This window comes from uncultured Salinisphaera sp. (assembly GCF_964012375.1).
In the GTDB taxonomy this organism is placed as follows: domain Bacteria; phylum Pseudomonadota; class Gammaproteobacteria; order Nevskiales; family Salinisphaeraceae; genus Salinisphaera.
Genome location: NZ_CAXGSH010000012.1, coordinates 1 through 25,211, shown reverse-complemented (window position 1 = coordinate 25,211; position 25,211 = coordinate 1). Strand labels below are relative to the sequence as shown.

The 25,211-nt window shown below is 63.0% G+C and carries 23 protein-coding genes and 3 tRNA genes; 14 read left to right on the top strand and 12 right to left on the bottom strand.

What is annotated here, in order from left to right; translation table 11 throughout:
• A complete protein-coding gene (locus tag ABNU97_RS03760; RefSeq protein ID WP_348765411.1) occupies positions 1–351 on the top strand; it encodes a Spx/MgsR family RNA polymerase-binding regulatory protein in 351 nt (116 codons plus the stop codon).
• Entirely contained in the window at positions 351–1,484 is a 1,134-nt protein-coding gene (gene dapE, locus ABNU97_RS03755; protein ID WP_348765410.1) for a succinyl-diaminopimelate desuccinylase, read from the top strand. Before ABNU97_RS03760 ends, dapE begins: the two co-directional genes overlap by 1 nt.
• Before the next feature lie 277 nt (positions 1,485–1,761).
• Here the strand turns inward: dapE and ABNU97_RS03750 are convergent, their stop codons facing one another.
• From ABNU97_RS03750 to ABNU97_RS03740, 3 genes are all read right to left on the bottom strand, one after another.
• Positions 1,762–3,582 (bottom strand): patatin-like phospholipase family protein, encoded by a 1,821-nt coding sequence (locus ABNU97_RS03750; RefSeq protein WP_348765409.1) that lies wholly within the window; start codon positions 3,580–3,582, stop codon positions 1,762–1,764.
• 78 nt (positions 3,583–3,660) lie between these two features.
• Positions 3,661–4,680 carry a class I fructose-bisphosphate aldolase gene (locus tag ABNU97_RS03745; RefSeq protein WP_348765408.1) on the bottom strand — a complete coding sequence of 340 codons (1,020 nt, stop codon included), beginning with the start codon at positions 4,678–4,680 and terminating at the stop codon, positions 3,661–3,663.
• Positions 4,681–4,892: 212 nt separating this feature from the next.
• Positions 4,893–4,982 (bottom strand) — tRNA-Ser (locus ABNU97_RS03740).
• Between the two features lie 221 nt (positions 4,983–5,203).
• Here ABNU97_RS03740 and ABNU97_RS03735 point away from each other — a divergent pair.
• From ABNU97_RS03735 to ABNU97_RS03700, 8 genes are all read left to right on the top strand, one after another.
• On the top strand, positions 5,204–6,976 hold the full coding sequence (locus tag ABNU97_RS03735) for an amidase family protein (RefSeq protein WP_348765407.1): 1,773 nt from the start codon (positions 5,204–5,206) through the stop codon (positions 6,974–6,976).
• 146 nt (positions 6,977–7,122) lie between these two features.
• A tRNA-Thr gene (locus tag ABNU97_RS03730) sits at positions 7,123–7,198 on the top strand.
• Positions 7,199–7,365: 167 nt separating this feature from the next.
• On the top strand, positions 7,366–7,896 hold the full coding sequence (locus ABNU97_RS03725) for a GspH/FimT family protein (protein WP_348765406.1): 531 nt from the start codon (positions 7,366–7,368) through the stop codon (positions 7,894–7,896).
• Complete coding sequence (pilV, locus tag ABNU97_RS03720) at positions 7,896–8,408, top strand: type IV pilus modification protein PilV (protein ID WP_348765405.1); 513 nt, start codon at positions 7,896–7,898, stop codon at positions 8,406–8,408. The genes ABNU97_RS03725 and pilV overlap by 1 nt, the downstream gene beginning before the upstream one ends.
• Complete coding sequence (locus tag ABNU97_RS03715; RefSeq protein WP_348765404.1) at positions 8,405–9,166, top strand: PilW family protein; 762 nt, start codon at positions 8,405–8,407, stop codon at positions 9,164–9,166. The genes pilV and ABNU97_RS03715 overlap by 4 nt, the downstream gene beginning before the upstream one ends.
• Positions 9,163–9,780, top strand: coding sequence for a PilX N-terminal domain-containing pilus assembly protein (locus ABNU97_RS03710; protein WP_348765403.1), 618 nt, complete (start codon positions 9,163–9,165; stop codon positions 9,778–9,780). The genes ABNU97_RS03715 and ABNU97_RS03710 overlap by 4 nt, the downstream gene beginning before the upstream one ends.
• A gap of 14 nt (positions 9,781–9,794) precedes the next feature.
• Positions 9,795–13,508: a PilC/PilY family type IV pilus protein gene (locus ABNU97_RS03705; protein ID WP_348765402.1), complete on the top strand. Its 3,714-nt coding sequence runs from the start codon at positions 9,795–9,797 to the stop codon at positions 13,506–13,508.
• Between the two features lie 14 nt (positions 13,509–13,522).
• On the top strand, positions 13,523–13,936 hold the full coding sequence (locus tag ABNU97_RS03700) for a type IV pilin protein (RefSeq protein ID WP_348765401.1): 414 nt from the start codon (positions 13,523–13,525) through the stop codon (positions 13,934–13,936).
• Between the two features lie 416 nt (positions 13,937–14,352).
• Here the strand turns inward: ABNU97_RS03700 and lspA are convergent, their stop codons facing one another.
• The 3 genes from lspA to murJ are packed head-to-tail and all read right to left on the bottom strand — an operon-like array spanning position 14,353 to position 17,365.
• Positions 14,353–14,862, bottom strand: a complete 510-nt coding sequence (gene lspA / locus ABNU97_RS03695) for a signal peptidase II (RefSeq protein ID WP_348765400.1) — start codon at positions 14,860–14,862, stop codon at positions 14,353–14,355.
• Positions 14,859–15,797 (bottom strand): bifunctional riboflavin kinase/FAD synthetase, encoded by a 939-nt coding sequence (locus ABNU97_RS03690; protein ID WP_348765399.1) that lies wholly within the window; start codon positions 15,795–15,797, stop codon positions 14,859–14,861. The genes lspA and ABNU97_RS03690 overlap by 4 nt, the downstream gene beginning before the upstream one ends.
• 2 nt (positions 15,798–15,799) lie before the next feature.
• On the bottom strand, positions 15,800–17,365 hold the full coding sequence (gene murJ / locus ABNU97_RS03685; protein WP_348765398.1) for a murein biosynthesis integral membrane protein MurJ: 1,566 nt from the start codon (positions 17,363–17,365) through the stop codon (positions 15,800–15,802).
• Between the two features lie 240 nt (positions 17,366–17,605).
• Here murJ and rpsT point away from each other — a divergent pair, with 240 nt between their 5' ends.
• Positions 17,606–17,875: a 30S ribosomal protein S20 gene (rpsT, locus tag ABNU97_RS03680; RefSeq protein ID WP_293626427.1), complete on the top strand. Its 270-nt coding sequence runs from the start codon at positions 17,606–17,608 to the stop codon at positions 17,873–17,875.
• Positions 17,876–17,988: 113 nt separating this feature from the next.
• On the opposite strand, the gene proB is transcribed toward rpsT, so the two are convergent.
• The 4 genes from proB to rplU all read right to left on the bottom strand — a co-directional run bounded on the left by proB (position 17,989) and on the right by rplU (position 20,959).
• Positions 17,989–19,128 (bottom strand): glutamate 5-kinase, encoded by a 1,140-nt coding sequence (proB, locus tag ABNU97_RS03675; protein WP_348765397.1) that lies wholly within the window; start codon positions 19,126–19,128, stop codon positions 17,989–17,991.
• On the bottom strand, positions 19,112–20,197 hold the full coding sequence (gene cgtA, locus ABNU97_RS03670; RefSeq protein ID WP_348765396.1) for an Obg family GTPase CgtA: 1,086 nt from the start codon (positions 20,195–20,197) through the stop codon (positions 19,112–19,114). The genes proB and cgtA overlap by 17 nt, the downstream gene beginning before the upstream one ends.
• Before the next feature lie 122 nt (positions 20,198–20,319).
• Complete coding sequence (rpmA, locus tag ABNU97_RS03665; RefSeq protein WP_293626432.1) at positions 20,320–20,580, bottom strand: 50S ribosomal protein L27; 261 nt, start codon at positions 20,578–20,580, stop codon at positions 20,320–20,322.
• A gap of 64 nt (positions 20,581–20,644) precedes the next feature.
• Positions 20,645–20,959, bottom strand: coding sequence for a 50S ribosomal protein L21 (gene rplU / locus ABNU97_RS03660; RefSeq protein WP_293626433.1), 315 nt, complete (start codon positions 20,957–20,959; stop codon positions 20,645–20,647).
• 163 nt (positions 20,960–21,122) lie between these two features.
• Here rplU and ABNU97_RS03655 point away from each other — a divergent pair, with 163 nt between their 5' ends.
• Positions 21,123–22,091, top strand: a complete 969-nt coding sequence (locus ABNU97_RS03655; protein ID WP_348765395.1) for a polyprenyl synthetase family protein — start codon at positions 21,123–21,125, stop codon at positions 22,089–22,091.
• A 2-nt stretch (positions 22,092–22,093) separates the two neighbouring features.
• A tRNA-Pro gene (locus ABNU97_RS03650) sits at positions 22,094–22,170 on the top strand.
• Between the two features lie 149 nt (positions 22,171–22,319).
• On the opposite strand, the gene ABNU97_RS03645 is transcribed toward ABNU97_RS03650, so the two are convergent.
• A complete protein-coding gene (locus ABNU97_RS03645; RefSeq protein WP_348765394.1) occupies positions 22,320–22,763 on the bottom strand; it encodes a hemerythrin domain-containing protein in 444 nt (147 codons plus the stop codon).
• Between the two features lie 154 nt (positions 22,764–22,917).
• Here ABNU97_RS03645 and pilB point away from each other — a divergent pair, with 154 nt between their 5' ends.
• The gene (pilB, locus tag ABNU97_RS03640) at positions 22,918–24,651 is read left to right on the top strand and encodes a type IV-A pilus assembly ATPase PilB (protein ID WP_348765393.1); all 1,734 of its coding nucleotides are present in this window, start codon (positions 22,918–22,920) and stop codon (positions 24,649–24,651) included.
• A 31-nt stretch (positions 24,652–24,682) separates the two neighbouring features.
• Here pilB and ABNU97_RS03635 read toward each other — a convergent pair whose 3' ends face one another.
• Positions 24,683–25,099: a VOC family protein gene (locus ABNU97_RS03635; protein WP_348765392.1), complete on the bottom strand. Its 417-nt coding sequence runs from the start codon at positions 25,097–25,099 to the stop codon at positions 24,683–24,685.
• Positions 25,100–25,211 lie beyond the last annotated feature (112 nt).

Below are 25,211 nucleotides of genomic sequence, written 5' to 3'. Positions count from 1 at the left end.
ATGATTCGTATCTACGGCATCGCCAGCTGCGACAGCTGCCGCAAGGCACGCCAATGGCTGAGCGCTGCCGGCATCGAACACGCGTGGGTCGATCTGCGCGCCGACGGCGTGACCCGCGAGCGCCTGGAACAATGGCGCGACGCACTCGGCGACGCGGCGTTGATCAACAAGCGCAGCAAGACCTGGCGTGATTTCGATGCCGAGCAGAAACAGACCGCCGAAGCCGATCCGGTGCCGGTACTCGTCGACCACCCCACGCTGATCAAGCGCCCGATTCTGGAAACCCCGACCACCACCCTGGCCGGCTTTTCCGCAAGCCGCTACGAGGCAGCCCTGGCCGGGGCGGACTGATGGCCGACGCGCCACTTGAACTGGCCCGCACGCTGATTCGGCGCGAGTCGGTCACGCCGGCGGACGGCGGCTGCCAGAAACTCATCGGCGAACGCCTGGCCGCGGCCGGCTTCGCGATCGAGCACCTGCGCTTCGGCGAGGTAGACAATCTCTGGGCCGTGGCCGGCGATAGCGGCCCGCTGCTGTGTTTTGCCGGGCATACCGACGTGGTCCCGCCCGGCCCGCTCGAGGACTGGTCGCAGGCGCCGTTCGAGGCCGCGGTCGAAGACGGCTGGCTGATCGGACGCGGCGCGGCCGACATGAAGTCCAGCGTGGCGGCCATGGTATGCGCCGCCGAGCGTTTTCGGGACCGTCACCCCGATCATTCGGGACGGCTGGCGTTTCTGCTGACGAGCGACGAGGAAGGACCAGCGGTCGACGGTACCCGTGCGGTCATGGAATGGCTCGGCGAACGGGATATCGCGATCGACTACTGTCTGGTGGGCGAGCCGTCGTCGTCGGAGGCGCTCGGGGACACGGTCAAGAACGGCCGGCGCGGTAGCCTCAACGGACATGCGCGAGTCAGAGGCCGCCAGGGCCATGTGGCCTATCCACAGAAAGCCGATAACGCCCTGCACCGGCTGCTCGCCCTGCTGGCGGATCTGGCCTCGCATCACTGGGACGACGGCGACGAGTTCTTCCCGCCCACCTCTTTCCAGGTGTCTAATCTCGATGCGGGCACCGGCGCCGAAAACGTCATTCCCGGCGTCGCCGCGGCACGCTTCAACTGGCGCTTCAACCCGCGCCAGAATCAAGACTCGATCCGCGCCCACGTCGAGCAACGCTGCGTGGCCCACGGCATCGATCCGGAATCGATTCAGTGGCGGCTGTCCGGTGCGCCCTTCATCACCCGCGAAGGGGCACTGATCGACGCCACGCGAGCGGCGATTCGCAGCCAGGCGGGCATCGAGACGCAGCTGTCGACCGCCGGCGGCACGTCGGATGGACGCTTTATTGCGCCGACCGGCGCCCAAGTGCTGGAACTCGGCCCGCTCAACGACACGATCCACCAGGCCAATGAACGGATCGCAGCCGAAGACGTGGCGCGTTTAAGCCGTATCTACGAAGACATTGTCGCCCGTATTCTGAGCTAGCGCTGCGCGCCCACCCCGCTGGCGCTTTTCAAAAAAGTCCGATCTGCTTACCCACCCGGCATAGGAACAGGTGATTTCTCGGGCTGGATAACGGGCGTGTGCGAAAGCATGCGTACAACGTCCAGCGGCCATGAAGCCATAAACGGTCGCCCGGAGATTAGAGCGCCACTCTGCGCGTTGGCGCAACGGCATGCGACCGTGATTATCCGCAGATCAACGCAGCCCGCGGCGTGGAACCATGCGCGCTGCACCGGCACCGGCTGGGCGGGCCATCGCGCTAATCCAAACGATTGGCCACCACCCGTGCACGAAACGCCTCGCGGTGGCTGCCGAGCCATTCGTCGAGTTTCTGGTCGGCATGGTGATAGGCGCGGAACACGATCTCGTCGAGTTCGTCCCAGTCGAACATGCTGATACCGCCCACCGGCATGTGCAGCACCAGATCGGCACGGGCGTCGATATCCCGGCTTTCGCGTTCGCTGGTGAGCGTGGCCGTATGGAACAAAATCTTGAACATGTTCAGGTGGCGCGCGCTCGACCCCAGGGAGAGCAATGAGGCCGTTTCTGCATCTTCGGCCATTTCCACCCGCAGATCGGTGGCCCGGCTCACGTCGGATACGATCACCTGGCCGCGACCCATTGCGGCCATCACGTCGAAGGGAATGGCGTTGAGCAGCCCGCCATCCACCAGCAGATCACCGCGGTGCACCAGCGGCGGCGCAATGCCGGGCACGGCCATACTCGCCCCCACCCAGGTTGCCACTTCGCCCTGATCGTGCACCACCGGCACGCCGCGCGTTAGGTTGGTGCTCAGGCAATAGAACGGTATGTCGAGGTCTTCGATATGGCGATCGCCGTACAGCGTCTTCAACTGGCGCCGAAACTTTTCCGCGCTAATCAGCGAAATGCGCGATAGCGAATAATCGTTGAGAAAACGCCCGGTCACGAACGTCTCGCGCATGCGGGCGAGCATTTGCTGGGCATCCATCCCCATGGCGACCATCGCAGCCACCATCGCGCCCATGCTGGTACCGCCCACGGCATCGATGGGCAGGCCTTTCTCCTGCATCGCCCGAATCAGGCCGATATGCGCAAAACCGCGGGCGCCACCGCCCCCCAGCACCAGACACACCGCCCGCCCCGAAATCATGCGCGCCAGGCGGGCCATCTGTGCGCCCGGCAGGCCGATCGCCACCCGGTGCTGCGCAATGGCGCCGGCGGCATCGCGCCATGCCCGTGCGGAGTAGCCGCCCTGTTCGGGCACGAGCACGACCATTTCCTGGGGCGCGCGCAGCGCCTGCTCGCGAATCCAGACCAGGTTTCGTGAGGCGAACGGGCGCTGGTCGCCGTGGGCGATCAGAATCACGCGGTCAGCCTGGCGCAGGCAACGCCGGGTCCAGGGGTCGGGCTCGGTGCTGGCCTCGTAGACGATATAGCGATACCGCTCTTCCAGCTGCGTGAGCCAGCCGGACACGGCACGGTTGCGCTCGCCGATACCCATGTCTACCGCGGCGGCACCGCCGCCCAGCGCGGCGTCGACGCGACCGGCATCCAGACGCAGTGTCGAGGCCGCCTGCCCCAGTTCACCCGCCAGCGCCCGCGAAAACGCGGCCACATCAATACCGGGATGTGCCGGCACCACGGCATAGGTACGCGCGCTGCGCACGCTTTCGCGCTGCGGCGCCGGTTTGACCGCGCGCAGGCGCTGTACGATCTGGCGCGTGACCCGCAGCATCGCTTTCGGGTAACGCTCCACCAGGGTTTCGAATACGTCGCGGGAAACGCGTATCAGCGCAGTATCGCGCAGCGCGAAGGCATCGGAAGAATGCAGCTCGGCGGTAATCAACGTGATTTCGCCTACCGTCTCGCCGGCGCTGCTTTCGCCCAGCAGCAGCGGCGGTGCGTCGTTCTGGGGCTGGACCACCCGTATGCGCCCGGAGACGACCAGGTAGAGCGAGTCGCTGGTTTCGCCGACCCGGAACAGATATTGACCGCCGCCCAGCTCGAGCCACTGCGCGCTGGCAGCGACCGAGCGCAGCGCGCGCCGATCCAGCTCCCGGAACAGAGCGCTGGCCTTGAGTGCAGAAACGATATCCATGCGGCGCATCATGCACTTATTCGGCGCACAAAAAAGCCCGGCCGCGGCCGGGCTTTTTTGCTACGCCGACATCAGGGCTCAGGCCGCCTCTTCCATGTCCGCGCTGTACTCGCCGCGCGCGGCCGCGCCGTTATTGCGGGCACGCTTGAGATAGGCCTTCTGGGCCGCGGCAATGTTCTCGTCCTTGCCGCCCCAGGCCGCCAGCGCCGGCGCCTGCAGCGCACGCCCGTAGGAGAAGGTCAGCTTCCAGGGCTGCGGGCCCATGCGGTTCATCGCGTCCAGATGCGCGGTCGCGAGTTCGTCGCTCTGCCCGCCGGACAGGAAAACGATGCCCGGCACGGCCGCCGGCACCCGACGCTTGAGACAGCGCAGCGTGGCCTGGGCCACCTGCTCGACCCCCGCCTGCTGCGGGCACTGCTTGCCGGCGATGACCATGTTGGGCTTGAGCAGCATGCCTTCGAGCATGACGTTCTGGGCCTTGAGCTCGGCGAACACGGCATCGAGCACGCGGTCGGTGACTTCTTCGCAGCGTTCGATCGAGTTCGCGCCGTCCATGAGCACTTCCGGCTCGACGATCGGCACGATGCCGGCTTCCTGACACAGGGCCGCATAGCGGGCCAGCGCATGGGCGTTGACGTGGATGCAGTAATCGCTCGGCCGATCGTCGGCGATATCGATCACGCCGCGCCACTTGGCAAAGCGCGCACCGGCCTTAGCGTAATCGGCAAGGCGCTCACGCAGGCCATCCAGGCCTTCGGTTACCTTTTCTTCCGGGCTGCCGACCAGCGGCTTGGCGCCCTTGTCGACCTTGATACCGGGGATGACGCCCTGATCGGCCAACAGTTTGGGAAACGGCGTACCGTCGTCGGCCTTCTGGAACAGCGTTTCCTCGAACAGGATTACACCGCTGATGTAGTCCTGCGCGCCGTCGGCGGTGAACAGCAAATTGCGATACGTCTGCCGAGTCTTTTCGGTCGACTCCACCCCGATGCTATCGAGACGCTTCTTGATGGTGCCGGTCGATTCGTCGGCGGCGAGAATGCCTTTGCCGTCGACAACGAGTGCTTTCGCCGTATCGATAAGTGCTTGTTCGTGCATGCGCGAATCCTTGTTGGGCCAATTTGGCGCGATTTTACCGCAAATCGTCATCAATGGAGAAACGCTTCAATTGCCTCTCACGACCTCGATCGCGCGTGGCTACCGCGGCGATGAACTGGCCCCGGCGCATGCCCCGTTGCCAGGCAATGGCACAGGCCAGCACGAAAAGCGCGGGCGGCGCGGGCTGTCATTGCAGGTAGGGAGCACGGCGATGGCGGAGAGGGTGGGATTCGAACCCACGAGGGGCGTGAACCCCTGCCGGTTTTCAAGACCGGTGCATTCAACCGCTCTGCCACCTCTCCGCAGTGCTCGCGCGCTGCGCATTGTCCGAGACAGCACAGGCCCAGCGCAAGCCCGTCCGCCAATCCGGGCCTGCGCAATCTGTAGCTGCCATGCAATGGCATTGGTCTTGCTTACGCCCACCAGGCGCGACGCGGGCACAGGCCTACGCACTGCTTTGGCACAGCCCGTCGACCGCCCTGCGCTCGATGTCGAGCGGATCCATACACCTTTTGGGGACACCATGAAATCAAGGCTCTCGTTCAGCCTGTTATTGCTGGGCGCACTACTGTCTGGCTGCAGTGATTCGGACGGCGATAACGTCACCGTCGACGATAACGGCACCGCGACGCCCGGCGAACCCGCCACGTTTAACTTCGTCGAAGGCACCATCGACCAGGCCCATGCCGCGATGCGGGCCGGCACATTGACCTGCGAGGCGCTGGTACAAGGCTATATCGACCGTATCGAGGCCTATGACGACGCCGGGCCGAGCCTGCACGCGGTGATCAATCTCAATCCGCGCGCACTCGATCGTGCCCGTATGCTGGACCGCAACTATGCCGTCGACGGCCCGAGTGGACCGCTGCATTGCGTGCCGGTTCTACTCAAGGACAACTTCGACACGGCCGACGTCACCACAACCGCCGGCGGTACCGCCATGCAGTACAACCGCTCACCCGACGATGCCTTCTCGGTCACGGGTATCGTCGACGCCGGCGGCATCATCCTTGGCAAGGCGAACCTCGACGAATTCGCATTCGGCTTTATCGGCAGCAGCGCGATCGAAGGCCAGGTAAAGAACGCCTACGATCCAACCAAAGGCCCCGGCGGTTCGTCGTCGGGTACCGGTGCGGCCATCGCCGCCAGCTTTGCCATGGCCGGCACCGGCAGCGATACCGGCGGTTCCATTCGCGTGCCCTCCAGCCTTGAAGGCCTTGTGGGTATACGGCCCAGCCTGCGGTTGGTGAGCCAGGACGGTATCGTGCCGCTGGCGGCATCCCAGGATACCGGCGGGCCCATGTGCCGAACCGTTCAGGACTGCGCGCTCATGCTCGACGCCATGGTCGGTTTCGACGACGGGGCCTATGCCAACCAACGCCAGGCCTTCGCCTACGACTCGGCCGCGATCGAGACCGCCGAAGCGTATCAAGTCATTACCAACGTTCCCGCCACGTACACCGACTATCTCGACCCGAACGGTCTCGAGGGCGTACGCATCGCAGCGCTCCAACCGCTGTTCGGCGATAACACCGACGAGAATGTCCAGGTCCAGGCCAAGATCCGCGAGGCCATCGACGCCATGCGCGCGGCCGGCGCGACCGTGGACGTGCTCACGGCCGACGACCTGACCGCGCGCAGCGTTGCGCTCGACAATCTCACCGGCTTTGCCAGCAATTCGCGCTTCGAGTTCCGCAACGATCTCACCGCCTACCTGATGAGCTGGCCGTCGAATCTGGACGGGCACCTGCGCAGTTTCGATGCGGTGGAGGCCAGCGGCGGCTACGAGGCGCGTCATACCGGCACATTCGCATCCTATGGTCAGATCGGCCGCGCGATAGAAGACGAAAGCGATACCAGCGCCCAGGCCGTGGCGTATCGACAGGACTATCAACGCAACCTCGAACAGCGCCCGACGATCGTACGTAGCGGCTTGATGCGCATCCTCGACAATCGCGACGGAGACGGCCCCAACGCCAACGCCCTCGGCGCCCCCTACGACGTCTTGCTCTACCCTTCGGTACTCAGCCTCGCACCCAGGTTGGGCGCCTCGCCGACGACGGGTCGCAATAATCGACTGAGCCCGTTCTCCGGCTTTCCGGCGCTGAGCATGCCGGCCGGTATGGTGCAGCCCGCCGGTAACGACAGCGCCCCGGCCCTGCCGGTAGGTATGGAGCTTCTGGCCCGCGAGTTCGATGAGCCGATGCTCATTCGCATTGCCTACGGCTATCAGCAGACAGTGCGGCCGCGTAGTGCACCGACGTTCACGCCGGAACTTGCGGCTAACGACGACTAGCCCTGCCTCGTTCGATAAAGACGGCCCGCCATGACGGCGGGCCGCCATCCGTTGCAGTTGTAGACGGTGCTGCACCGCCTGCAGTCAAAGCAAGCATTGTTTGCGGGCAAACCTTTCTCTATAATCCGCGCCTTGCCGAATTCGGAGCCGGGGTAGCTCAGTCGGTAGAGCAACTGATTCGTAATTAGTAGGTCGGAGGTTCGATTCCTCTCCCCGGCACCATCGGCCTCTCATGACGCATTCCCCATGCGTTGACGGGCCGGTCGAAACCGACCCATGGCCGACCGACCTGAGATTTGCCAGCGACAGCCGCTGCCGTTCATCGGCCCCTCTTTTACGCCGGTCGGCGCATCCGCAATAAACCTCTTCGGAACGCCGATACTGCAATCATGCGTAATCTGCGTTCGTCTGCTCCGACCTCAAACCGCGGCTTCACCCTGCTGGAACTGCTGGTGACCATCGCCGTGGCCGCCATTTTGCTGGCGATCGCCATCCCCTCCTATCTGGGCATGGTGCAGCGAAATACGATCGCGGCCAACGCGAACGACCTGGTGGGCGACTTCAACTACGCCCGTAGCGAAGCCGTGACCCGCGGACAGCCGGTCAATGTTTGCGCAAGTTCCAATCAGACGAGCTGCGGCGGCGGCAACTGGGATGAGGGCTGGATCATCTTCGCACCCGCTGCGGGCACAACAGCGCCCACGAACGACAACATTCTTCGCGTGCACGGCCGCCTGGACGGCACCATCAACGTGGGCTTCAGCCGCGGCACCGGCACACCCGTGGTCTTCGACGCCAACGGCTTCGCCCGTACCAGCAACGGCACTTTCACCGTCACCTCCAACGACACCAGCGACAGCACGCAAATCCGTATCGCGACCAGCGGACGTATCGAACGTCTGGAAGCCCGGGGCTCGTGATGAATCATCCTATTCATAACGCCGGATTCACCCTGCTGGAAGCCTTGGTCACGATCGTGATCGTTTCCATAGGCCTGCTTGGCCTGCTCGGCCTGCAGACGGTGAGCATCGTCAATACCCAGGTGTCTTCGGCCCGAACCCAGGCCACTTTCGCCGCCGATAATATCGCCGACCGCATGCGCGCGAACCGGGCCGGGGTTGCTGCCAATGCATATAACAACGTGAACAATCCCTCGGCTGGCTCGCCACCAACACTCTGTGAAAACGGCACCGCCTGCACGCCCACGCAAATGGCCACTTACGACGCTTATGTCTGGGACCGATCGCTGGGCGATCAGAGCGCAAGCGGACAGGGCCTGCTACCGGACGGGCGCGGCGCGATCAACTGTGTACAGAACGACGGCACCGCATGCCTGCGCTACCAGGTCACCATCACCTGGCAGGAGCGCGACGACACCAGCGGCTCTACTGCGCCGACGAGCCGCTCCTTCGTAACGGAGGTGCGCCCATGAAGCCCTTGCAACCCAACCGCAGCGCGGGCTTCAGCCTGGTCGAGCTGATGGTGGCCCTCGTCGTCTCGCTCGTGCTGCTCGCCGGCGTGCTGCAGATTCTTTTAAGCAACCGCAACAGCTTCAGCTTTCAGCGCGATATGGCCGGCCTGCAGGAAAACGCTCGGCTGGCGTCGTTTGTGATCGAAAACGTGGTGGCACACGCCGGTTATCGCGTGGAGATCGACACCCGCGACCTGTTCCGCGCCAGTTCACCATTCGCCAACCTTGCATTCGTAAGCTCTACCAGCGGCGGCGCGGACGGGAATGACTCGCTGCGTCTGCGCTTCCAGGCGGGCTCCAGCCACGACGGCTGTAACGGTCCGGACGCGGGCGTGGCCGAATTGCCACTCAGCAACCTGAGGATGGCCGACCTGGAGCTGTACGTGAACGACCAGAACAGCCTTCTGTGCCGTGATCGTTCGTCCGGCTCGGTGCCGCAGCCGATCGTAGAGAACGTGGCCCGATTCAAGGTGACCTATGGCATAGATACCGACCGGGATGGTTCGGTCAATACCTACGCCAACTCGGTGGGCGGCGCCAATGCCGACAACGTGGTGAGCGTTCGTCTGCAGCTGTTGCTGGAAAGCGAGGACAACATCACGCCCACCGCGACGAGTCACAACTTCGCTTTCGCCTACGGCAACAATTTCAGCGCGACCAACCGTCACGCATACCAGCTGGTCGACCAGGTCGTCGCTCTACGCAACGCGATCCCATGAAACATACGATCAAGCTACCGAAACCCCGCACCGAAAACGGCTTCGTGCTCGTGACGAGCCTGATCTTTCTAGTGGTCATTACCCTGCTCGCCGTTTCGGCGATCAGCTCTTCGACGTTGCAGGAGCGCATGGCCTCCAACCTGCGCGAAAAATCGCAGGCCCGTCAGGCGGCGGATGCGGCCCTACGCGCCGCCGAACTCCGGCTGTCGCCCGCAGTGACGCCCGACCTGCAGACGCGCGCCTGCTCTTTCGATGCCAACAGCGGCAATAACGACAGCGCGAATAATCCGAACACGCTCGTGGTCTGTCAGGCGCGCGTATTCGATGGCAACAGCGGGGCGGATTACTTCGACCCGGCGATATGGGATTCGGGTTCTGCTGCGATCCAGACCTATTCTCCGCCTGCCGCAGCGGGCGGCAGTTCCACACCGGCGCCGACGGTGCGCTACGTCATCGAAGACGTCGAGGACTGCGAAAACAGCGTGAACCCCGAGCGATGTGCGGGGGCTGATGGGGACGGCTCGATTCGCTACCGCATCACGGCATTCGCGCGCGGCGCCAATCCGGCCGCCATCGCTGTTACCCAGAGCATCTACGAACGAACCCCCCGTTGAGTCGAGGCGATCTCATGCTTACCAAATCTCGCATCCTTTGCCTGGGCCTCTTCTCGATCGCATTCGCGCTCAGCACGAGCACCGTGTTTGCACAGAACCTCGATCTGGCGGATCGCCCACTGCTGTCCGGCGTGAATGTGCCCCCCAATATCCTGGTCGCGGTCGACGACTCGGGCTCGATGGATTTCGAAACGCTGTTTCCCACTGACAGCGGCCTGCTGTACTGGGATGGCAACCGCAGTTCGACCTGGACCGGCAGCGGCTTCGTCCAGAGCAGCAACAACGCCTACGCCTATCTTTTCCCGAACGGTTATAACGGCTCCGATCGCGACCGTCGTATCTATTCGAACTACTACGCGGCGCCGCCCATTCCGGCCTTCGCGTTCGCGCGCTCCCCGGCTTACAACAGCGCCTATTTTGACCCGTCGGTGCCTACTTACGATCCGTGGCTTGGCAAGCCGAATAGTAGCCCCACGAACGCACCGGCCGATCCCGTCACCGGCAGCCACAGGCTCAACCTGACCCAGGTGTTGGAGCGCACGGACGACGGCTATACCTTCGCCGTATTCAACAACACCCCGTTCGGCAACGTCCGATATGCGGACGTTGTCTGCGTGCGTTTTGGCCTGTTCAGTTGTCGTGAATACGGCTACGAATGGAAGACCAGCTCGAGCACGGCGACATTCAACAACAACCAGCTTGTCCCGATCTCCTACTTTCCCGCGACGTTCTACCTGCCTTCTAACACGCCTCTGCCTGCTTCTTTCGGCTGGAAATCCGGCTCGCCCACCCGCGTCGGCCATGCCCCCAACGGCGACAAGACCCTTGTAGGCTACGAGATCAAACCCGGCAATTTCGTCAGCACCGCGGCCTATAACAAGGCCATCCAGAATTTCGCCAACTGGTATACCTATTACCGCAAGCGTCATCTGGCAACCCGAGCCGGCGTAGTCGCTGCGTTCGACGAGATCAGCGGCGTGCATGTCGGTGCCTGCACAATCAACCAGGCCAACCAGAACAGCTCGGCCAACCTGGTCATGCGCAATCTGGGTATCGAAAACAGCTCTCAGCCGGATGGCCGCGCGGATTTCTACAGCCAGATCTTCAATACCGATTTTTCACAGGCCCGCGGTACGCCGAACCGGCCGGCGTTGAAGTACCTGGGCGAACAGCTGCGCAACAACTCGAACATCATTCAATCCGCTTGTCAGCGCAATTTCGCCATTCTGTTCACCGACGGTTACAACAACTCTTCGGTTAGCGGCGTCGACAATGCCGACCTCAACAGTCGTGCCAATGCCCGCTACGGCGCGCCCTTTGGCGACAATGAGTCGAACTCGATCGCCGACGTTGCGATGCAGTACTACGAAAACCTTGGCCGCGTGGGCAGCTTTGAGCGCAACCAACTCCGGGTGCCCGCCGGTTGTGGCGATGCCCGTCCGGACCCCTGGCTTGATTGCGAAACCGACCTGCATATGGTCACGCTCGGCGTGACCCTCGGCCAGCGCGGCGTTCTGTTCGACCCCAGCCAGGACTACACCGACGAACGGATTTATCGGGACAACAAGCCTAACTGGTCCGACCTGCCCAGCCTGAACAACTTCGGCAGCGAGCAGATCGACGACCTTTGGCACGCCACCATCAATTCGCGCGGCAAGCTGCTCAACGCGCGCACGCCGGTGGAGGTCGCAAGCGCCTTTACCGGCGCCCTGGACGAAATTCTCAACCAGGACGGCTCGTTCAGCGGCGTTGCGCTTAATTCGCGCAGCCTTTCGTCCGAGAGCCTGGCTTTTCAGGCCACGTACTCGGGCAGCGACTGGTCAGGCGATCTCAGGGCGTTCCGGCTTTCCAACAGCGGTGTCGCACAAACGCCGGTATGGAAGGCATCGGAAAAAATGCCCAGCCCCGGCAATCGCGTCGTACTGACCGCGACCGCAAACGGCGGTAAATACACCGGCAAGGCATTTCGTCCCAGCGTACTCGAATCCTTGTACGCCACGCTCAATCTGAACGCCGACAAGATCAACTATCTGCGCGGCGACCGAACTCAGGAAAGAAGCGAGGGCGGGCCGTTTCGCAATCGCGGCGACCACGTTCTGGGCGATATCGTCCAATCCACCCCGGCCTATGTCGCCGAACCGAAGTTCGTCCGCTACCCGACCGTTTGGAAGGACAAACACCTGGAAGGAAACGCGGCCCGTTTTCCTGAAAACGGGAGCGCGTACAGCAAGCCGGGCGGCAACGGCTTCGCCCAGCAACAAGCCAATCGCACACCCATGGTTTATGTGGGTGCCAACGACGGCATGCTGCACGGATTCGAGGCAAGCAGCGGCGTGGACGGCGGCGTGGAGCGTCTGGCGTATGTGCCGGGCACCCTGCTCGACGACGTGGGTGCGCTGACCCAGCCGGACTATACGCACCGCTACTATGTCGACGGTTCCCCTGCGACCGGCGACGCGTTTTTCGGCGGCAAGTGGCACTCGGTGCTCGTCGGCGGCATGAACAACGGCGGCAACGCGGTTTATGCGCTAGACATCACCGATCCGGACAACTTCAGCGAAGCCAACGCCTCAAGCACGGTTCTGTGGGAGTACACCGCGTCCGGCGCACTCGGCCAGACCTACGGCAAGCCCTCCATCTCGCGTCTTCATAACGGCGACTGGGCCGCGCTGTTCGGCAACGGCTACAACAGCGCTGGCCGCAGCGCATCCCTGCATATCGTACGGATGGCCGATGGCGAACCGATTCGTAGCGCCATCGATACAAATTCCGCGCCGGCGGCCAGTGCCTACCCGAACGGTCTGAGCGAGGTCACGCCGATCGATGTCGATAACGATTTCATTATCGACTACGTCTACGCGGGCGATCTGTACGGCAACATGTGGCGGTTCGATCTGACGTCCAAATCCACCTCCGATTGGTCCGTGAAAAAGCTGTTCACGGCCAGAGGCCCCGGCGGCAGCGTACAACCCATCACCATGGCACCCCAGGTCGGCGTCCATCCCTACGGCCCCGGTTATGGCGTGATGGTGTACTTCGGCACCGGCAAGTACCTGGAGAAAACCGACGCCCTGTTCAACGCCGACGCAAACAACACCTTCTACGGTGTTTGGGACGCCGACGTATTCAGCTACCGTGAAAGCAGCGCTGCAAAGAAGCCGAGCCCATCCGCCAACTTCACGCGCGCCAACCTTCAGCAGCAGACGGTGACAAACGTCAAATCCGGCGACACGACCTACCGTGTCGTCAGCGATAACCCGGTCAGCTACGACACCGGCAGCAGCGGCGGCGACGGCCAGCGCGGCTGGTTTATGGACATGCCTTCCGGCAGCGGGGAGCTGCTGATCAACACGCCAACGCTTGTAGGTGATCTGGTAGTGTTCACTACCCTGGTCCCGCCGGAGCAGACGTGCACTTTGGAAGCGACCGGCGCGATCATGGCCGTGCGGGCCGATACGGGCGGACGGACAGAACGTCCCATATTCGATCTGGACGGAAACCGAAAGCACGATAGCGCCGATCTGATCGGCGGGGATAACGATAAGGTCGCCCCTTCCGGCATCGTGCTCGGCACGTCGTCGCCCGTCGGTGGCCTAGGGCTAAGCTTCAACGACGACGGGACTGTGCAGGTGAATTCCAACACCAGCGACGGAGGCAATATCGCCTGGCTGCTGGATGCCGGCCAGAACACCAACCAGCGCGTCAGCTGGCGCGAGATCAGGCGATAGATAGGCGATAGACCATGCGACAACGCAAAACATACGGCTTCACGCTTATCGAGCTCATGATCACGGTGGCGATCGTCGGCATTCTGGCCGCGATCGCCTACCCCTCTTATCTCGACCAGGTGCGCAAATCGCGACGGGCGGATGCGCAAAGCGCGCTCTTGCAAGCCGCGAATCGCCAGGAGCGCCTCTACACCACCCAGTACACCTATACCCAGAACCTCGCCGATCTCGGCATGGCCGCGGAAACAGAGAATGAGGCTTATACGCTCAACATCGACAGCGCCGACGCGAACGGCTTTCAGATATCCGCCAACGCGCAGAACGATCAAACCAACGACGACTGCACAACTCTGACTATCAACCAGCGTGGGCAAAAAACCGCGAACGGTGCCGCTGTTGGCGCTGCGATCAGCCAACAATGCTGGTAAATGGGAAGTCAGACGCCTGTCGCAAAGCTATAGCAGCACGATATCGTTCATCGTCAGCGAGCGGTCAAGGCAGTCTGGGATAGCAATCAGGCCCAAGTGCAGCGGGGCGCGGCTGCGGCTTGCCTAACAAGCAAACGGTCGTGAGGCGGGGGACCTGTAAGAAGTCCTAGCCCGTTGCCATTAACTTCTACCGACCGGTCGGGGCTTTAGGCAAACACAACACCCAGCCCCAATGGTTAGGCGACCACGCGCCCCGGCGGTCGACGCTTGCCTGCCACAAGCGTCGTCCGAGCCCACGATTTCCAGCGAGCAAACGCTCTTGTCGACCGGCTGTCGAAGTCGGCATGGCTCACTGCAAGACGGGAATTATCGGACTGCCGCGCTGGCTGCCAGCGCGGCGTATGCCTGGCGATCTTCTAATGCCGCCGGGGACGCAGCATATCGATACCCATCAGAATCGCACCGAGCACGATCGCGCTATCGGCCACGTTGAATGCCGGGTAGTGCCAGCCGTAGATATGAAAATCGACGAAGTCGACGACATAGCCTCGCGCTGCGCGGTCGATGGCATTACCGAGCGCGCCGCCCATGATCAGGGCCAGCGCACTGGCAACCAGCCGCTCGCCGTGGGGGTGGCGGCGCATCCATACGAGAATGCCGACCGCCACGACGACGCTCAACCCCACGAAGAACCACGGTGTGGCGCCGGCGAATATGCTGAATGCGGCGCCGGTGTTGTGCATCAGGGTGAGGTTCAGCCAGCTGAACAGCGGGATGCGGTCGAACAGCTCGAGGTTGTTCACCACCAATTGCTTGGTGATCTGGTCTACGGCGATTACCGCCGCCGATAGCCACAGCCAGTGCACGTTCTGTAGTTGGAAGCCGCGCTCGTCGGACGTACGCGTCTTGTCGGTCGATAACGTCATGGGGATTCCGGCTCTTGCAGATGCGACCGCACGCGGGCGACATCGCGATGCATCTGGGCGGTCAAGGCGTCGAGCGAATCATAGCGCTCTTCGGCACGAATGAACGCTTCGAAGGATACGTCAATCCGCTGGCCGTATAAATCGCCCTCGAAATCGAGCACGAAGACCTCCAGCAGCGGCTCGCGGCCGTTCACGGTCGGACGTATGCCAAAGCTCGCCGCCCCGGCCCGGCGCACACCGTCGGCCATATACACCCAGACCGCATAGACCCCATAGCGCGGCGCAGGCTTACGGGCGAGCCGAATATTGGCTGTGGGAAAACCCAGCGTCCGCCCGAGCCGCTCGCCCTGAACCACCCGGCCACTCACCCAGTAGGCGTGGCCAAGTAGACGGTTGGCCTGGGCCACGTCGCCGGCGGCGAGCGCATCGCGCACCCGCGTGGAGCTGACGCGCGCACCGTCGACCTGAACGTCCGGCAGCGGTGCCACCTCCATTTCGCGGTCGTGGGCGAATGCCCGCAGGGTTTCGATATCGCCGGCGCGCTTCTGGCCAAAGCGAAAGTCCTCGCCCACCAACAGATAGTGTGCATTCAGGCGCGCCGAGAGCAGGTCTTCCAGAAAAGCGTGCGGCGACATGCCGGCAAACTCGGCATCGAAACGTGCCCAGGCAAAGATATCCACGCCCAGTGCCTGAGCCATACGCATCTTTTCGCGGGGCGACGACAGCCGCGCCGGCGCGCGCTCCGGGGCGAAAAATTCGCGCGGCATGGGCTCGAAGCTCATCAGCACGCTCGGTACACCCAGCGCCTGGGCGCGCTCGCGCAGTTGACGCACGATCGCCTGATGACCGCGATGCAACCCATCGAAATTACCGATCGTGAGCGCGCAGCCCTGGTCGAGTGCGCTCATGCGGCGAACGTTACGGACAATACGCATGCTTAACCCGTTTCCCGCATGATGAACTGGCGCGGGCGTACCCCAAGCAACGCGAGTACGAGGAAGTACACGCCGATACCGGCACCAATCCATATCAGAAGCCATTCAACCCGGGCCAGCGCGCCGCGCGCGACCCAGACGGACAGATCCGCCGCGCCGACCCAAAGCACGCCGCCCATGGCGATACAGCCGACACCGACCTGCAGTATCAGCCGGCCCCAGGCCGCACTCGGTTGGTAGACGTCAGCCTGACGCAAATAGCGGTAGAGCAACCCGGCGTTGATGAACGCGCCCAATGATGTCGCCAGCGCCAGTCCTGCATGCGGCGCCGGCCAGCCCATATAGGTGAACAATCCCACGAACGACAGATTCATCACCATGGCGCCGATGAGCGATATCACTCCGCAGCGCACCGGCGTGCGTGAGTCCTCGCGCGAGAAAAATCCGGTAACCAGCACCTTGACCAACGAAAACCCCATGAATCCCAGCGCATAGGCCATCAACGCATACTGACTCATCAGCGCGTCGTGCCCGTCGAACGAGTGATAATTGAACAACGTCGTCACCAGCGGCCCGGCAAGCACGAACATGCCCACCATCGCCGGCAGCCCCACCACGGCCAGCAGCCGCAGCGCCCAGTCCAGCGTATCGGAAAATTCACGTGCCGACTTGCTTGCATGACGCGCCGACAAGCTCGGCAGGATGACGGTGGCGATGGCGATAGAGAAAACGCCGAGCGGAAACTCCATCAATCGATCGGCGTAATAGAGCCAGCTCACGCTACCGGCGGCCAGCAGCGAGGCAATGACCGTATCGAGCAGCAGATTGAGCTGGGCCACCGACGAACCGAACAGAATCGGCAGCATCAGAGACAGAATGCGTCGTACCTGCGGCTCCGACCAACCCCAGCGCGGGCGCGGCAAGCGATCGATCTGCAACAGAAACGGCACCTGAAACGCCAGCTGCACCACGCCCGCCACGAGCACGCCAAGGGCGAGCGCCATCTCGGGACGCGCGAAATATGGCGCCAAACCGATGGCCGCGCCGATCAGGCATACGTTAAGCAGTACCGGCGTGAACGCCGGCACGCTGAAACGCCCATACGTATTGAGAATCCCGCCCGCCAGCGCGGTCAGCGAGATGAACAGCAGATAGGGAAAAGTGAATCGCAGCAGATCGACGGCAAGCTCGAACTGTTCCGGCTGCTGTGCAAAGCCCGGCGCGAACACATAGATCAACGCCGGCGCGGCCAAAACGCCCACCACGGTAATGCCAAAAAGAATGAGCCCCAGCGTGCCGGCGACCACATCGATGAGATGCTGGACATCCGCACCGGTATCTCGGCTCTTGGTCGCCGACAGTACCGGCACGAACGACTGCGCGAAGGCGCCTTCGGCAAACAGCCGGCGCATGAAGTTGGGGATCTTGAAGGCGACGAGAAACGCGTCCATGCCCACGCCCGCGCCGAACATCACCGCGAAAATCACATCGCGCAGGAACCCGAGCACGCGCGACAACAGCGTCATCACACCGACCGTACTCGTGGATCGCGCCAGCGACGAAGCCATGGATATCCTAGGAATGCGCCAAAGTGCGGCGCACTATAGCGGTATTGCCGAATGCTGTGAAAGCGGCCTGCACAGCCCGCGCCGTGCTGTGCCCGGCAAAACGCGGGAATTGGCCGTGGTCGCCATGCAACCGTCCCGCCCTGTTCTTGGCCCGCGCCGCAATAGTTGACAAACGCGCCAAGAATCACAATAATCGCGCGCCTGCCAACCTTACATTCAACGAATTCGAGGAGCCGCTCAGTGGCGAACTCTCCGCAAGCCCGCAAGCGCGCCGAACAGGCCGTTACCCGTCGTGAACGCAACATGGCGCAGCGCTCGCTCGTGCGCACCCACATCAAGAAGGTGCAGAAAGCCATCGCCGCCGGCAGCGAAGCCGACGCCCGTGCTGCTTTCCAGGCCGCGGTCCCGATCATTGATCGTATGGCCGGCAAGGGCCAGATCCATCGCAACAAGGCCGCACGCCACAAGTCGCGCCTGAACGCGCAGATCAAGGCTTTGGCAAGCGCCTGATAGAACCCTATGGGCCGCCACTCGGCCCGTAATGAAAAAGCCCGCCGAGCGCGGGCTTTTTTGTGGCTGCGAGAATTGCGGCCGCCGTGCGCTGAGCGTGCCGATCGCCGCTGCTAACCCTCGCGAGACAGGACGAGATTATTGCGGTGGATGAACTCCGCGTCGCCGCCGTAACCCAGCAGCGCCTCGATCTGATCGCTGGATTGGCCGACCAGCTGGCGCACCTCTTTCGCATCGTAATTGGCCAGCCCCTGGGCGATTTCTTCGCCGGCCGGTCCAATACAGGCGACCAGATCCCCCCGCCGGAAGTTGCCATCGACCGCCGTGATCCCGATCGGCAACAAGCTACGCCCGGCGCTGCGCAAAACTTTGACCGCGCCGGCATCGAGATGGACCGAACCACGCACCTGGCGCTGGCCGGCGATCCAGTTCTTGCGCGCCGCACGACGGGCACCCTGGCCGGGCGTAAGAAGCGTGCCGATCGACTCTCCGCCCATGATGCGTGCCAACACGTCAGGCGCCAGGCCATCGGCGATGATCGTCGCCGCGCCGGAATCGGCTGCCTGGCGCGCGGCGAGCACTTTCGTGCGCATACCGCCGCGGCCCAGCGCGCCACCGGTGCCGGCAGCGGCCGCCAGTAGCGCGGCGTCGTGGGCATCGCATTCGCCGATGCGCTTTGCATCCGGCACCTGGCGTGGGTCGGCGTCGTACACGCCGGATTGATCGGTGAGGATGATCAGCCCGTCGGCGTCGAGCAGGTTCACCGCCAGCGCGGCCATGGTGTCGTTATCGCCCACCCGGATTTCGTCGGTCGCGATCGCATCGTTTTCGTTGACGATGGGCACAACGCCCAGCCCCAGCAACGTCATCAACGTACTGCGCGCGTTGAGATAACGCCGCCGGTCGGAGACATCCTCGTGGGTGAGCAACACCTGCGCGGTGCGCAGCCCGTGGGTTTCGAAACAGCGGGCATAGGCTTCCGCCAGACCGGCCTGGCCGACCGACGCAGCGGCCTGCACCGCGCTCAGACTCGATGGGCGTTCACGCCAGCCCAGCCGTACCAGCCCTTCGGCCACCGCGCCGGACGATACCAGCACGACCTGACAGCCGGATTTCTGCAGCGCGGCGATCTGAGCCGCCCAGCCGGCCAGTCGTTCGCGGTCGAGCCCGCGACCGTCAGCGGTCAGAAGCGCGCTGCCGATCTTGACCACCCAGCGCCGGGCGCCGGCCAGATCCTCACGAGTCGAAATCATCGCCTTCGCCGTCGCTATCGTTCGCGTCGCTTGCTGCCTCCGGCTCGGACTCACGACGCGCCTGCTCGGCATCAAGATGATCCATGGCATCGCCCAGCAGAACGCGCAGCGTGTCGGGCTTGATCGCCGATACGGTATACACCGGTCCGTCCCAGCCCAGGGTTTGCACGATGCGATCGCGCAGCGACGCGACTTCTTGGGCGTCGAGCACTTCGATCTTGTTGAGTACGAGCCAACGCGGACGTTCGGCCAGCTGCGGGCTGAACCGGGCCAGCTCGTCGGCAATCATGCGCACGTTTTCGGCCACGTCGCCCTGATCGAAATCGAGCAGATCGACGACATGAAACAGCAAGCGGGTGCGCTGAATATGGCGCAGGAAGCGATGGCCCAGGCCGACGCCTTCGGCCGCGCCTTCGATCAGACCCGGCAGATCGACCAGCGTAAAGCTGCGCAGCGCGCCCACGCTCACCACGCCTACCTGCGGGTTCAGGGTCGTGAACGGATAATCGGCAATACGCGGGCGCGCGCCGGAAACCGCGGCCAACAGCGTGGACTTGCCGGCATTGGGCATACCCACCAGACCCACGTCGGCGAGCAGCTTGAGCTCGAGGCGCAGCTCCCGGATTTCGCCCGGCGTGCCGTCGGTGGTCTTGCGCGGTGCCTGGTTCGTGCTCGACTTGAACCGCGCATTGCCCAGACCGTGAAAGCCGCCCTGTGCCACCAGCTGCGTGTCGCCGTCGTGGGTGAGATCGCCGATCAGTTCGCCGGTTTCGCGCGCATAGCACAGCGTGCCCACCGGAACCGGCAGATAGCGGTCCTCGCCCTTGGAGCCGGTGCGGTTCTTGCCCGCCCCGTTGCCGCCGCGCTCAGCCTTGAACACGCGGCTGACGCGGTAGTCGTAGAGCGTATTCAGGTTGTGATCGGCCACCATGTACACGCTGCCGCCGTCGCCGCCGTCGCCGCCGTCCGGCCCGCCGTGGGGGACATATTTTTCCCGACGGAAACTCAGGCAGCCATGGCCTCCATCGCCTGCCTCGACACGCAGATTGGCTTCATCGACGAACTTCATGCCGTTCTCTCTTGGCTGGTGACCGCAAAGGGCGTGCGCGCTACAACCACAACACCCCGATTGTCGGACAAAAAAAAGCCCCGCGCTCGGCGAGGCCTTTTTCGCGATTTACGCGCGCGTCCTTACTCGACAGCCTGAATCGAGACGAACTTGCGGTTACGCGGGCCTTTAACGGCGAAATTCACGATGCCATCAGCGTTGGCATACAACGTGAAATCACGGCCCGTACCCACGCCGTCACCGGCATGGAAAGTGTTGCCGCGCTGACGCACGATAATGTTGCCGGCCTTGACCTTCTGGCCGCCGAATTTCTTCACGCCCAGGCGTTTCGATTCGGAATCGCGACCGTTGCGGGTACTGCCGCCTGCCTTTTTATGTGCCATGAGTGCTGTCCTCTAACCTGATCGGGTGAGCCTAGCGCGAAAGCGCTGTCAAATCGACCGGCGCTTAAGCGCCCGGGATCGACTTGATCTTGAGCTGCGTGTAGTGCTGGCGATGGCCGTGGGTACGACGATACTTCTTGCGACGCTTGAACTTGATCACCTGGATCTTGTCATGGCGCGCATGCGTCATCACTTCGGCGGAAACCGCCTTGCCATCGAGTACCGGCGTGCCGATCTGGACGTTGTCGCCGTCCGAAATCAGAAGCACGTCGCTCAGATCGATGGTGCTGCCGGCTTCAACATCCAGCTTCTCGACGCGCAGAATATCGCCTTCTGCAACTCTGTACTGCTTACCGCCGGTGCGTATAACCGCGTGCATGACCACTCCACATCGCGTAAAAACAAGGGCTGATGCCCGTTTGAAGAGCGCGAATGATACGTTTTCGAACGCCCCCGGTCAACGACTGAATACAGCGATCGCTGTTCTTGACAGCAAACGGGCGCGCGCCTAAGTTTGCCGCTGTTTTCCAAGCCCTTGCCCCATGAGTATCCAGCCGCTTCTCAAGCCGGTCGATGAAGATATGCGCGCGGTCGACGCGCTCATACGCGCACGCCTGAATTCCGACGTCATTCTCATCAACACGCTGGGCGAATACATCATCTCCAGCGGCGGCAAGCGGTTACGGCCTGCTCTCGTGCTCCTGGCCGCGCGTGCCAGCGGCTATGCCGGCGACAAGCACCATCTGCTGGCCGCGATCATCGAGTTCATCCATACCGCCACCCTTCTGCACGACGACGTGGTGGATGAATCCACCATGCGCCGCGGTCAGGAAACGGCAAACACCGTATGGGGCAACGACGCCAGCGTATTGACGGGCGACTTCCTCTACTCGCGCGCCTTCCAGATGATGGTCGAGCTGGAAAGCTTCGACGTGATGCGCGTACTGGCCGATGCCACGAACCGTATCGCCGAGGGTGAAGTCATGCAGCTGATGCATGCCCACAATCCCGACCTCGCCGAAGCAGACTATCTGGAAGTGGTGGATCGCAAGACCGCCAGCCTTTTCTCGGCGGGCTGTCGTTTGGCCGCTCAGCTGGGCGGCTGCAGCGCCGAACAGCAGCAGGCCATGGCCGACTACGGCCGCCACCTCGGCGTGGCCTTTCAGGTTATCGACGACGCGCTGGACTACGGCCGCGGCGATGGCGGCTACGGCAAGAACGTCGGCGACGACCTCGCCGAAGGCAAGGCCACCCTGCCCGTCATCCGTGCCCTGGCCTGTCTCGACGCCGATCGTGCCGCGCCGATTCGTACCGCACTTCGCGACGGCAACCTCGATGCGATGAATTCAATCATGAAAGCGATTGAATCCACTCAAGCGATGGAATACACTTGCCGCCGCGCCGCGGAGGAGGCCGACAAGGCCATCGCCTCACTCGCCGCTTTCGAAGAGTCCGAAGCAAAGCAAGGACTCGTCGAGCTGGCCCGGTTCTCGGTCCAGCGACGACACTGATTCGGAGTATAGCTCAGCTTGGTAGAGCGCCACCTTCGGGAGGTGGAGGTCGTAGGTTCAAATCCTGCTACTCCGACCATTATTCGTCATTCCCGCTGCATTCAGCCCCTGCGTTAATTACGGCCTGTCCGGCCGCTGTCTCGACCCGTGCCCCTGCATGGTCGGTCGTGGCATGCATGAACACCGGGCGCCGTGGCACCCGGTGCTAGCGGGTTCGCAGGCGTGGCTCTACGTGCCGGCCTGTTCTTCCATCATCTCATCGTAGGTTCGGGCCAGCTCGGTTTTCTCGCTGTCGCTGAGCACTTTACCGGCCACCTGGAAGACTTCCTGCTCTTCCTCTTCAAGATGGTGGGTCACCAAATGCTGCAGTTTCTTGGCCGATGCCAGCCAGCCCGGTGAGCTGTAGTCGGTCTGCTCCAGCGTTTCGACGAGCTCGTCGATTTCGTGGTGTTCCGCCACGCTGTGACGCGCCTTCTCCTGAGTCTGGTCGTATTCCATCAGCGGCACATAGAAGTGACGCTCTTCTGCGGCCGCATGGTGATGCAGTTCGGCCTTGAGCGCGGCGAACAGGCCTTCGCGCTTGTCGGTATCCCCGTGCGTATCCGTCAACGCGTCGAGCAGGCGTCGTTGTTTGTCGTGGCTTTCACGCAGGGCCTGGAAAATGTTTTTCACTATTGATCCTTATCTATCTCGGTGGTCTTCACGGCGTTGATGGTACCTTGGCGGCATACGCCATAAAATCCTGTTGCCGTGACGGCGCCCTGCCGCGATTCGCGCGCCTGCCGATAACATGCACGGTGGATACGACCGATTTCGAGAACACCCTATGGCCACAAACAAGAACACGCTTGCCACGCCGGCGCTGGGCGGCCTGGCTCGCCAGCTCGTCGAGGATGGGCTGATCGACGCCGACAAGGCGCGCGACATTCAGCAGCAGGCATACCAGGAGGACGAATCCTTCGTGGCCCGCGTGGTCAACAGCGGGGTGCTGTCGGCGGCGGTACTGGCCAAGGCCGCCTGTGAAGAGTTCTCGATGCCGCTGCTCGATCTGCGCGCGGTCAACGTCGACCAGATGCCGATCAAGAAGGTGCCGGAGAACCTGATCCGCAAGCATGGCGTACTGCCGCTCTACCAGCGCGGCCGTAATCTGATGGTCGCCGTGGCGGACCCGACCAACCTGCAGGCGCTGGACGAGTTCAAGTTCAGCACTGGCCTGAATATCGAGCCGATCCTGGTCGAGCAGGACAAGCTGGCCAAGGCCATTGGCAACGCTTTCAGCGCCATCGACAGCGCGATGGCCGGCCTGGACGACGTCTCCCTCGACAGCATCCAGTTCGACGACGCTGGCGAAACCGCCGATGCGCAGACCGACGCCAGCCGGGTGGATGCCGACGACGCGCCCGTGGTGCGTTTCGTCAACAAAGTGATGCTCGACGCCATCAATCGGGGCGCCTCGGATATACATTTCGAGCCCTATGAAAAGACTTATCGCGTACGCCTGCGCCAGGACGGGGTGCTGCGCGAAGTCGCCGCCCCGCCGGCAGGTCTCGGCATGCGGCTTTCGGCCCGCCTGAAGGTGATGGCAAGGCTGGACCTGGCCGAACGCCGGGTGCCGCAGGACGGCCGCATCAAGCTCAATCTGACCAAGAATCGCGCCATCGATTTTCGTGTCTCGACCTGCCCGACCCTTCACGGCGAAAAGATCGTGCTGCGTATTCTCGATCCCACCAGCGCCCAGATGGGTATCGAGGCCCTCGGTTACGAGAACGAACAGCGCGCGCTGTTCGAGGAAACCATTCACCGCCCCTACGGCATGGTGCTGGTGACCGGCCCCACCGGCAGCGGCAAGACCGTGTCGCTGTATACGGCGTTGAACATGCTCAACACCGCCGACCGTAATATTTCGACGGCCGAGGACCCGGCCGAAATCAATCTTCCCGGCATCAACCAGGTCAACGTGCATCCCAAGGTCGGGCTGACCTTCGCGAGCTGCCTGCGCGCCTTCCTGCGCCAGGATCCGGACGTGATCATGGTGGGCGAGATTCGTGATCTCGAAACCGCGGAAATCGCCATCAAGGCCGCGCAAACAGGCCATATGGTGCTGTCCACCCTGCATACCAACGATGCGCCGCAGACCCTCACCCGTCTGGTCAACATGGGCGTGCCGGCCTACAACATCGCCGCCTCGGTTTCTTTGATCATTGCGCAACGTCTGGCGCGCCGGCTATGCCCCCAGTGCAAGCAACCGGCACAGATCCCGCGTGAAGAGCTCGTCGCAGAAGGTTTTCGCGAGGACGAACTCGACCAGCTGGAGCTGTACGAAGCCAACCCGGACGGCTGCGACAACTGCACCAACGGCTACAAGGGGCGTATCGGCATCTATCAGGTGATGCCCGTGACCGACGAAATCGGACAGATCATCATGGAAGGTGGCAACGCGGCCGATATCGAACGCCGGGCCAAGCTCGATGGCGTGATCGACCTGCGCGAAGCCGGCCTGCAGAAAATGCGCGCCGGCGTGCTCAGCCTCGCCGAAGTCAACCGCGTCACCGTCGACTAGTGGCGCCCGCGGGCGCGCTGTCGCGCTCGGGTCAGTAGTTAGGCCATATGCCGCGGGTGACCAGTTCGAGCAAATGGCCATCCGGATCGCGGAAATAAAGGCTCACCGCGCCCTTTGGCCAGCGGGTGCGGCCTTCGATGGCGATATCGCGCGCGTCCAGATGTTGCTCCCAGGCCGCCAGCGCCTCGTCTTCAATGGCAAAGGCCACATGCTGCCGGCCCGCGCCATCGTGCGGCGGGATGGTGCCCATATCGCCCGGTAACTGCACCGTCTCGCTGGTTTCGCCGACAGCAAACAGCAGCAGCATGTTCCAGTCCAGCGCATAGGCGGTAAAGCGATGATCGGCCGTATGCGCGGAAAGCCCCATCACGGATTCGAAAAACTCGCGCGCGGCCGCCATGTCGCGGGTATAGAGAACGGTTTCAAGTACGCCGTTGAGTCTGGGCATGGCTTAGGGAACCTCTGATCTATTCATCCACGGTCGCGTTTGAGTCCCAAAAGGCCACGATACAAGGCGCATGGCGCCGCGTCATAGCCACTCTATGATCCAGCCATGCAAC

Excerpts from the sequence above, each read along its gene's own strand:
- ABNU97_RS03760 (WP_348765411.1), top strand. The coding sequence starts at position 1 with ATGATTCGTATCTACGGCATCGCCAGCTGCGACAGCTGCCGCAAGGCA.
- dapE (WP_348765410.1), top strand. The coding sequence starts at position 351 with ATGGCCGACGCGCCACTTGAACTGGCCCGCACGCTGATTCGGCGCGAG.
- ABNU97_RS03750 (WP_348765409.1), bottom strand. The coding sequence starts at position 3,582 with ATGGATATCGTTTCTGCACTCAAGGCCAGCGCTCTGTTCCGGGAGCTG.
- ABNU97_RS03745 (WP_348765408.1), bottom strand. The coding sequence starts at position 4,680 with ATGCACGAACAAGCACTTATCGATACGGCGAAAGCACTCGTTGTCGAC.
- ABNU97_RS03735 (WP_348765407.1), top strand. The coding sequence starts at position 5,204 with ATGAAATCAAGGCTCTCGTTCAGCCTGTTATTGCTGGGCGCACTACTG.
- ABNU97_RS03725 (WP_348765406.1), top strand. The coding sequence starts at position 7,366 with ATGCGTAATCTGCGTTCGTCTGCTCCGACCTCAAACCGCGGCTTCACC.
- pilV (WP_348765405.1), top strand. The coding sequence starts at position 7,896 with ATGAATCATCCTATTCATAACGCCGGATTCACCCTGCTGGAAGCCTTG.
- ABNU97_RS03715 (WP_348765404.1), top strand. The coding sequence starts at position 8,405 with ATGAAGCCCTTGCAACCCAACCGCAGCGCGGGCTTCAGCCTGGTCGAG.
- ABNU97_RS03710 (WP_348765403.1), top strand. The coding sequence starts at position 9,163 with ATGAAACATACGATCAAGCTACCGAAACCCCGCACCGAAAACGGCTTC.
- ABNU97_RS03705 (WP_348765402.1), top strand. The coding sequence starts at position 9,795 with ATGCTTACCAAATCTCGCATCCTTTGCCTGGGCCTCTTCTCGATCGCA.
- ABNU97_RS03700 (WP_348765401.1), top strand. The coding sequence starts at position 13,523 with ATGCGACAACGCAAAACATACGGCTTCACGCTTATCGAGCTCATGATC.
- lspA (WP_348765400.1), bottom strand. The coding sequence starts at position 14,862 with ATGACGTTATCGACCGACAAGACGCGTACGTCCGACGAGCGCGGCTTC.
- ABNU97_RS03690 (WP_348765399.1), bottom strand. The coding sequence starts at position 15,797 with ATGCGTATTGTCCGTAACGTTCGCCGCATGAGCGCACTCGACCAGGGC.
- murJ (WP_348765398.1), bottom strand. The coding sequence starts at position 17,365 with ATGGCTTCGTCGCTGGCGCGATCCACGAGTACGGTCGGTGTGATGACG.
- proB (WP_348765397.1), bottom strand. The coding sequence starts at position 19,128 with ATGATTTCGACTCGTGAGGATCTGGCCGGCGCCCGGCGCTGGGTGGTC.
- cgtA (WP_348765396.1), bottom strand. The coding sequence starts at position 20,197 with ATGAAGTTCGTCGATGAAGCCAATCTGCGTGTCGAGGCAGGCGATGGA.
- rpmA (WP_293626432.1), bottom strand. The coding sequence starts at position 20,580 with ATGGCACATAAAAAGGCAGGCGGCAGTACCCGCAACGGTCGCGATTCC.
- rplU (WP_293626433.1), bottom strand. The coding sequence starts at position 20,959 with ATGCACGCGGTTATACGCACCGGCGGTAAGCAGTACAGAGTTGCAGAA.
- ABNU97_RS03655 (WP_348765395.1), top strand. The coding sequence starts at position 21,123 with ATGAGTATCCAGCCGCTTCTCAAGCCGGTCGATGAAGATATGCGCGCG.
- pilB (WP_348765393.1), top strand. The coding sequence starts at position 22,918 with ATGGCCACAAACAAGAACACGCTTGCCACGCCGGCGCTGGGCGGCCTG.
- ABNU97_RS03635 (WP_348765392.1), bottom strand. The coding sequence starts at position 25,099 with ATGCCCAGACTCAACGGCGTACTTGAAACCGTTCTCTATACCCGCGAC.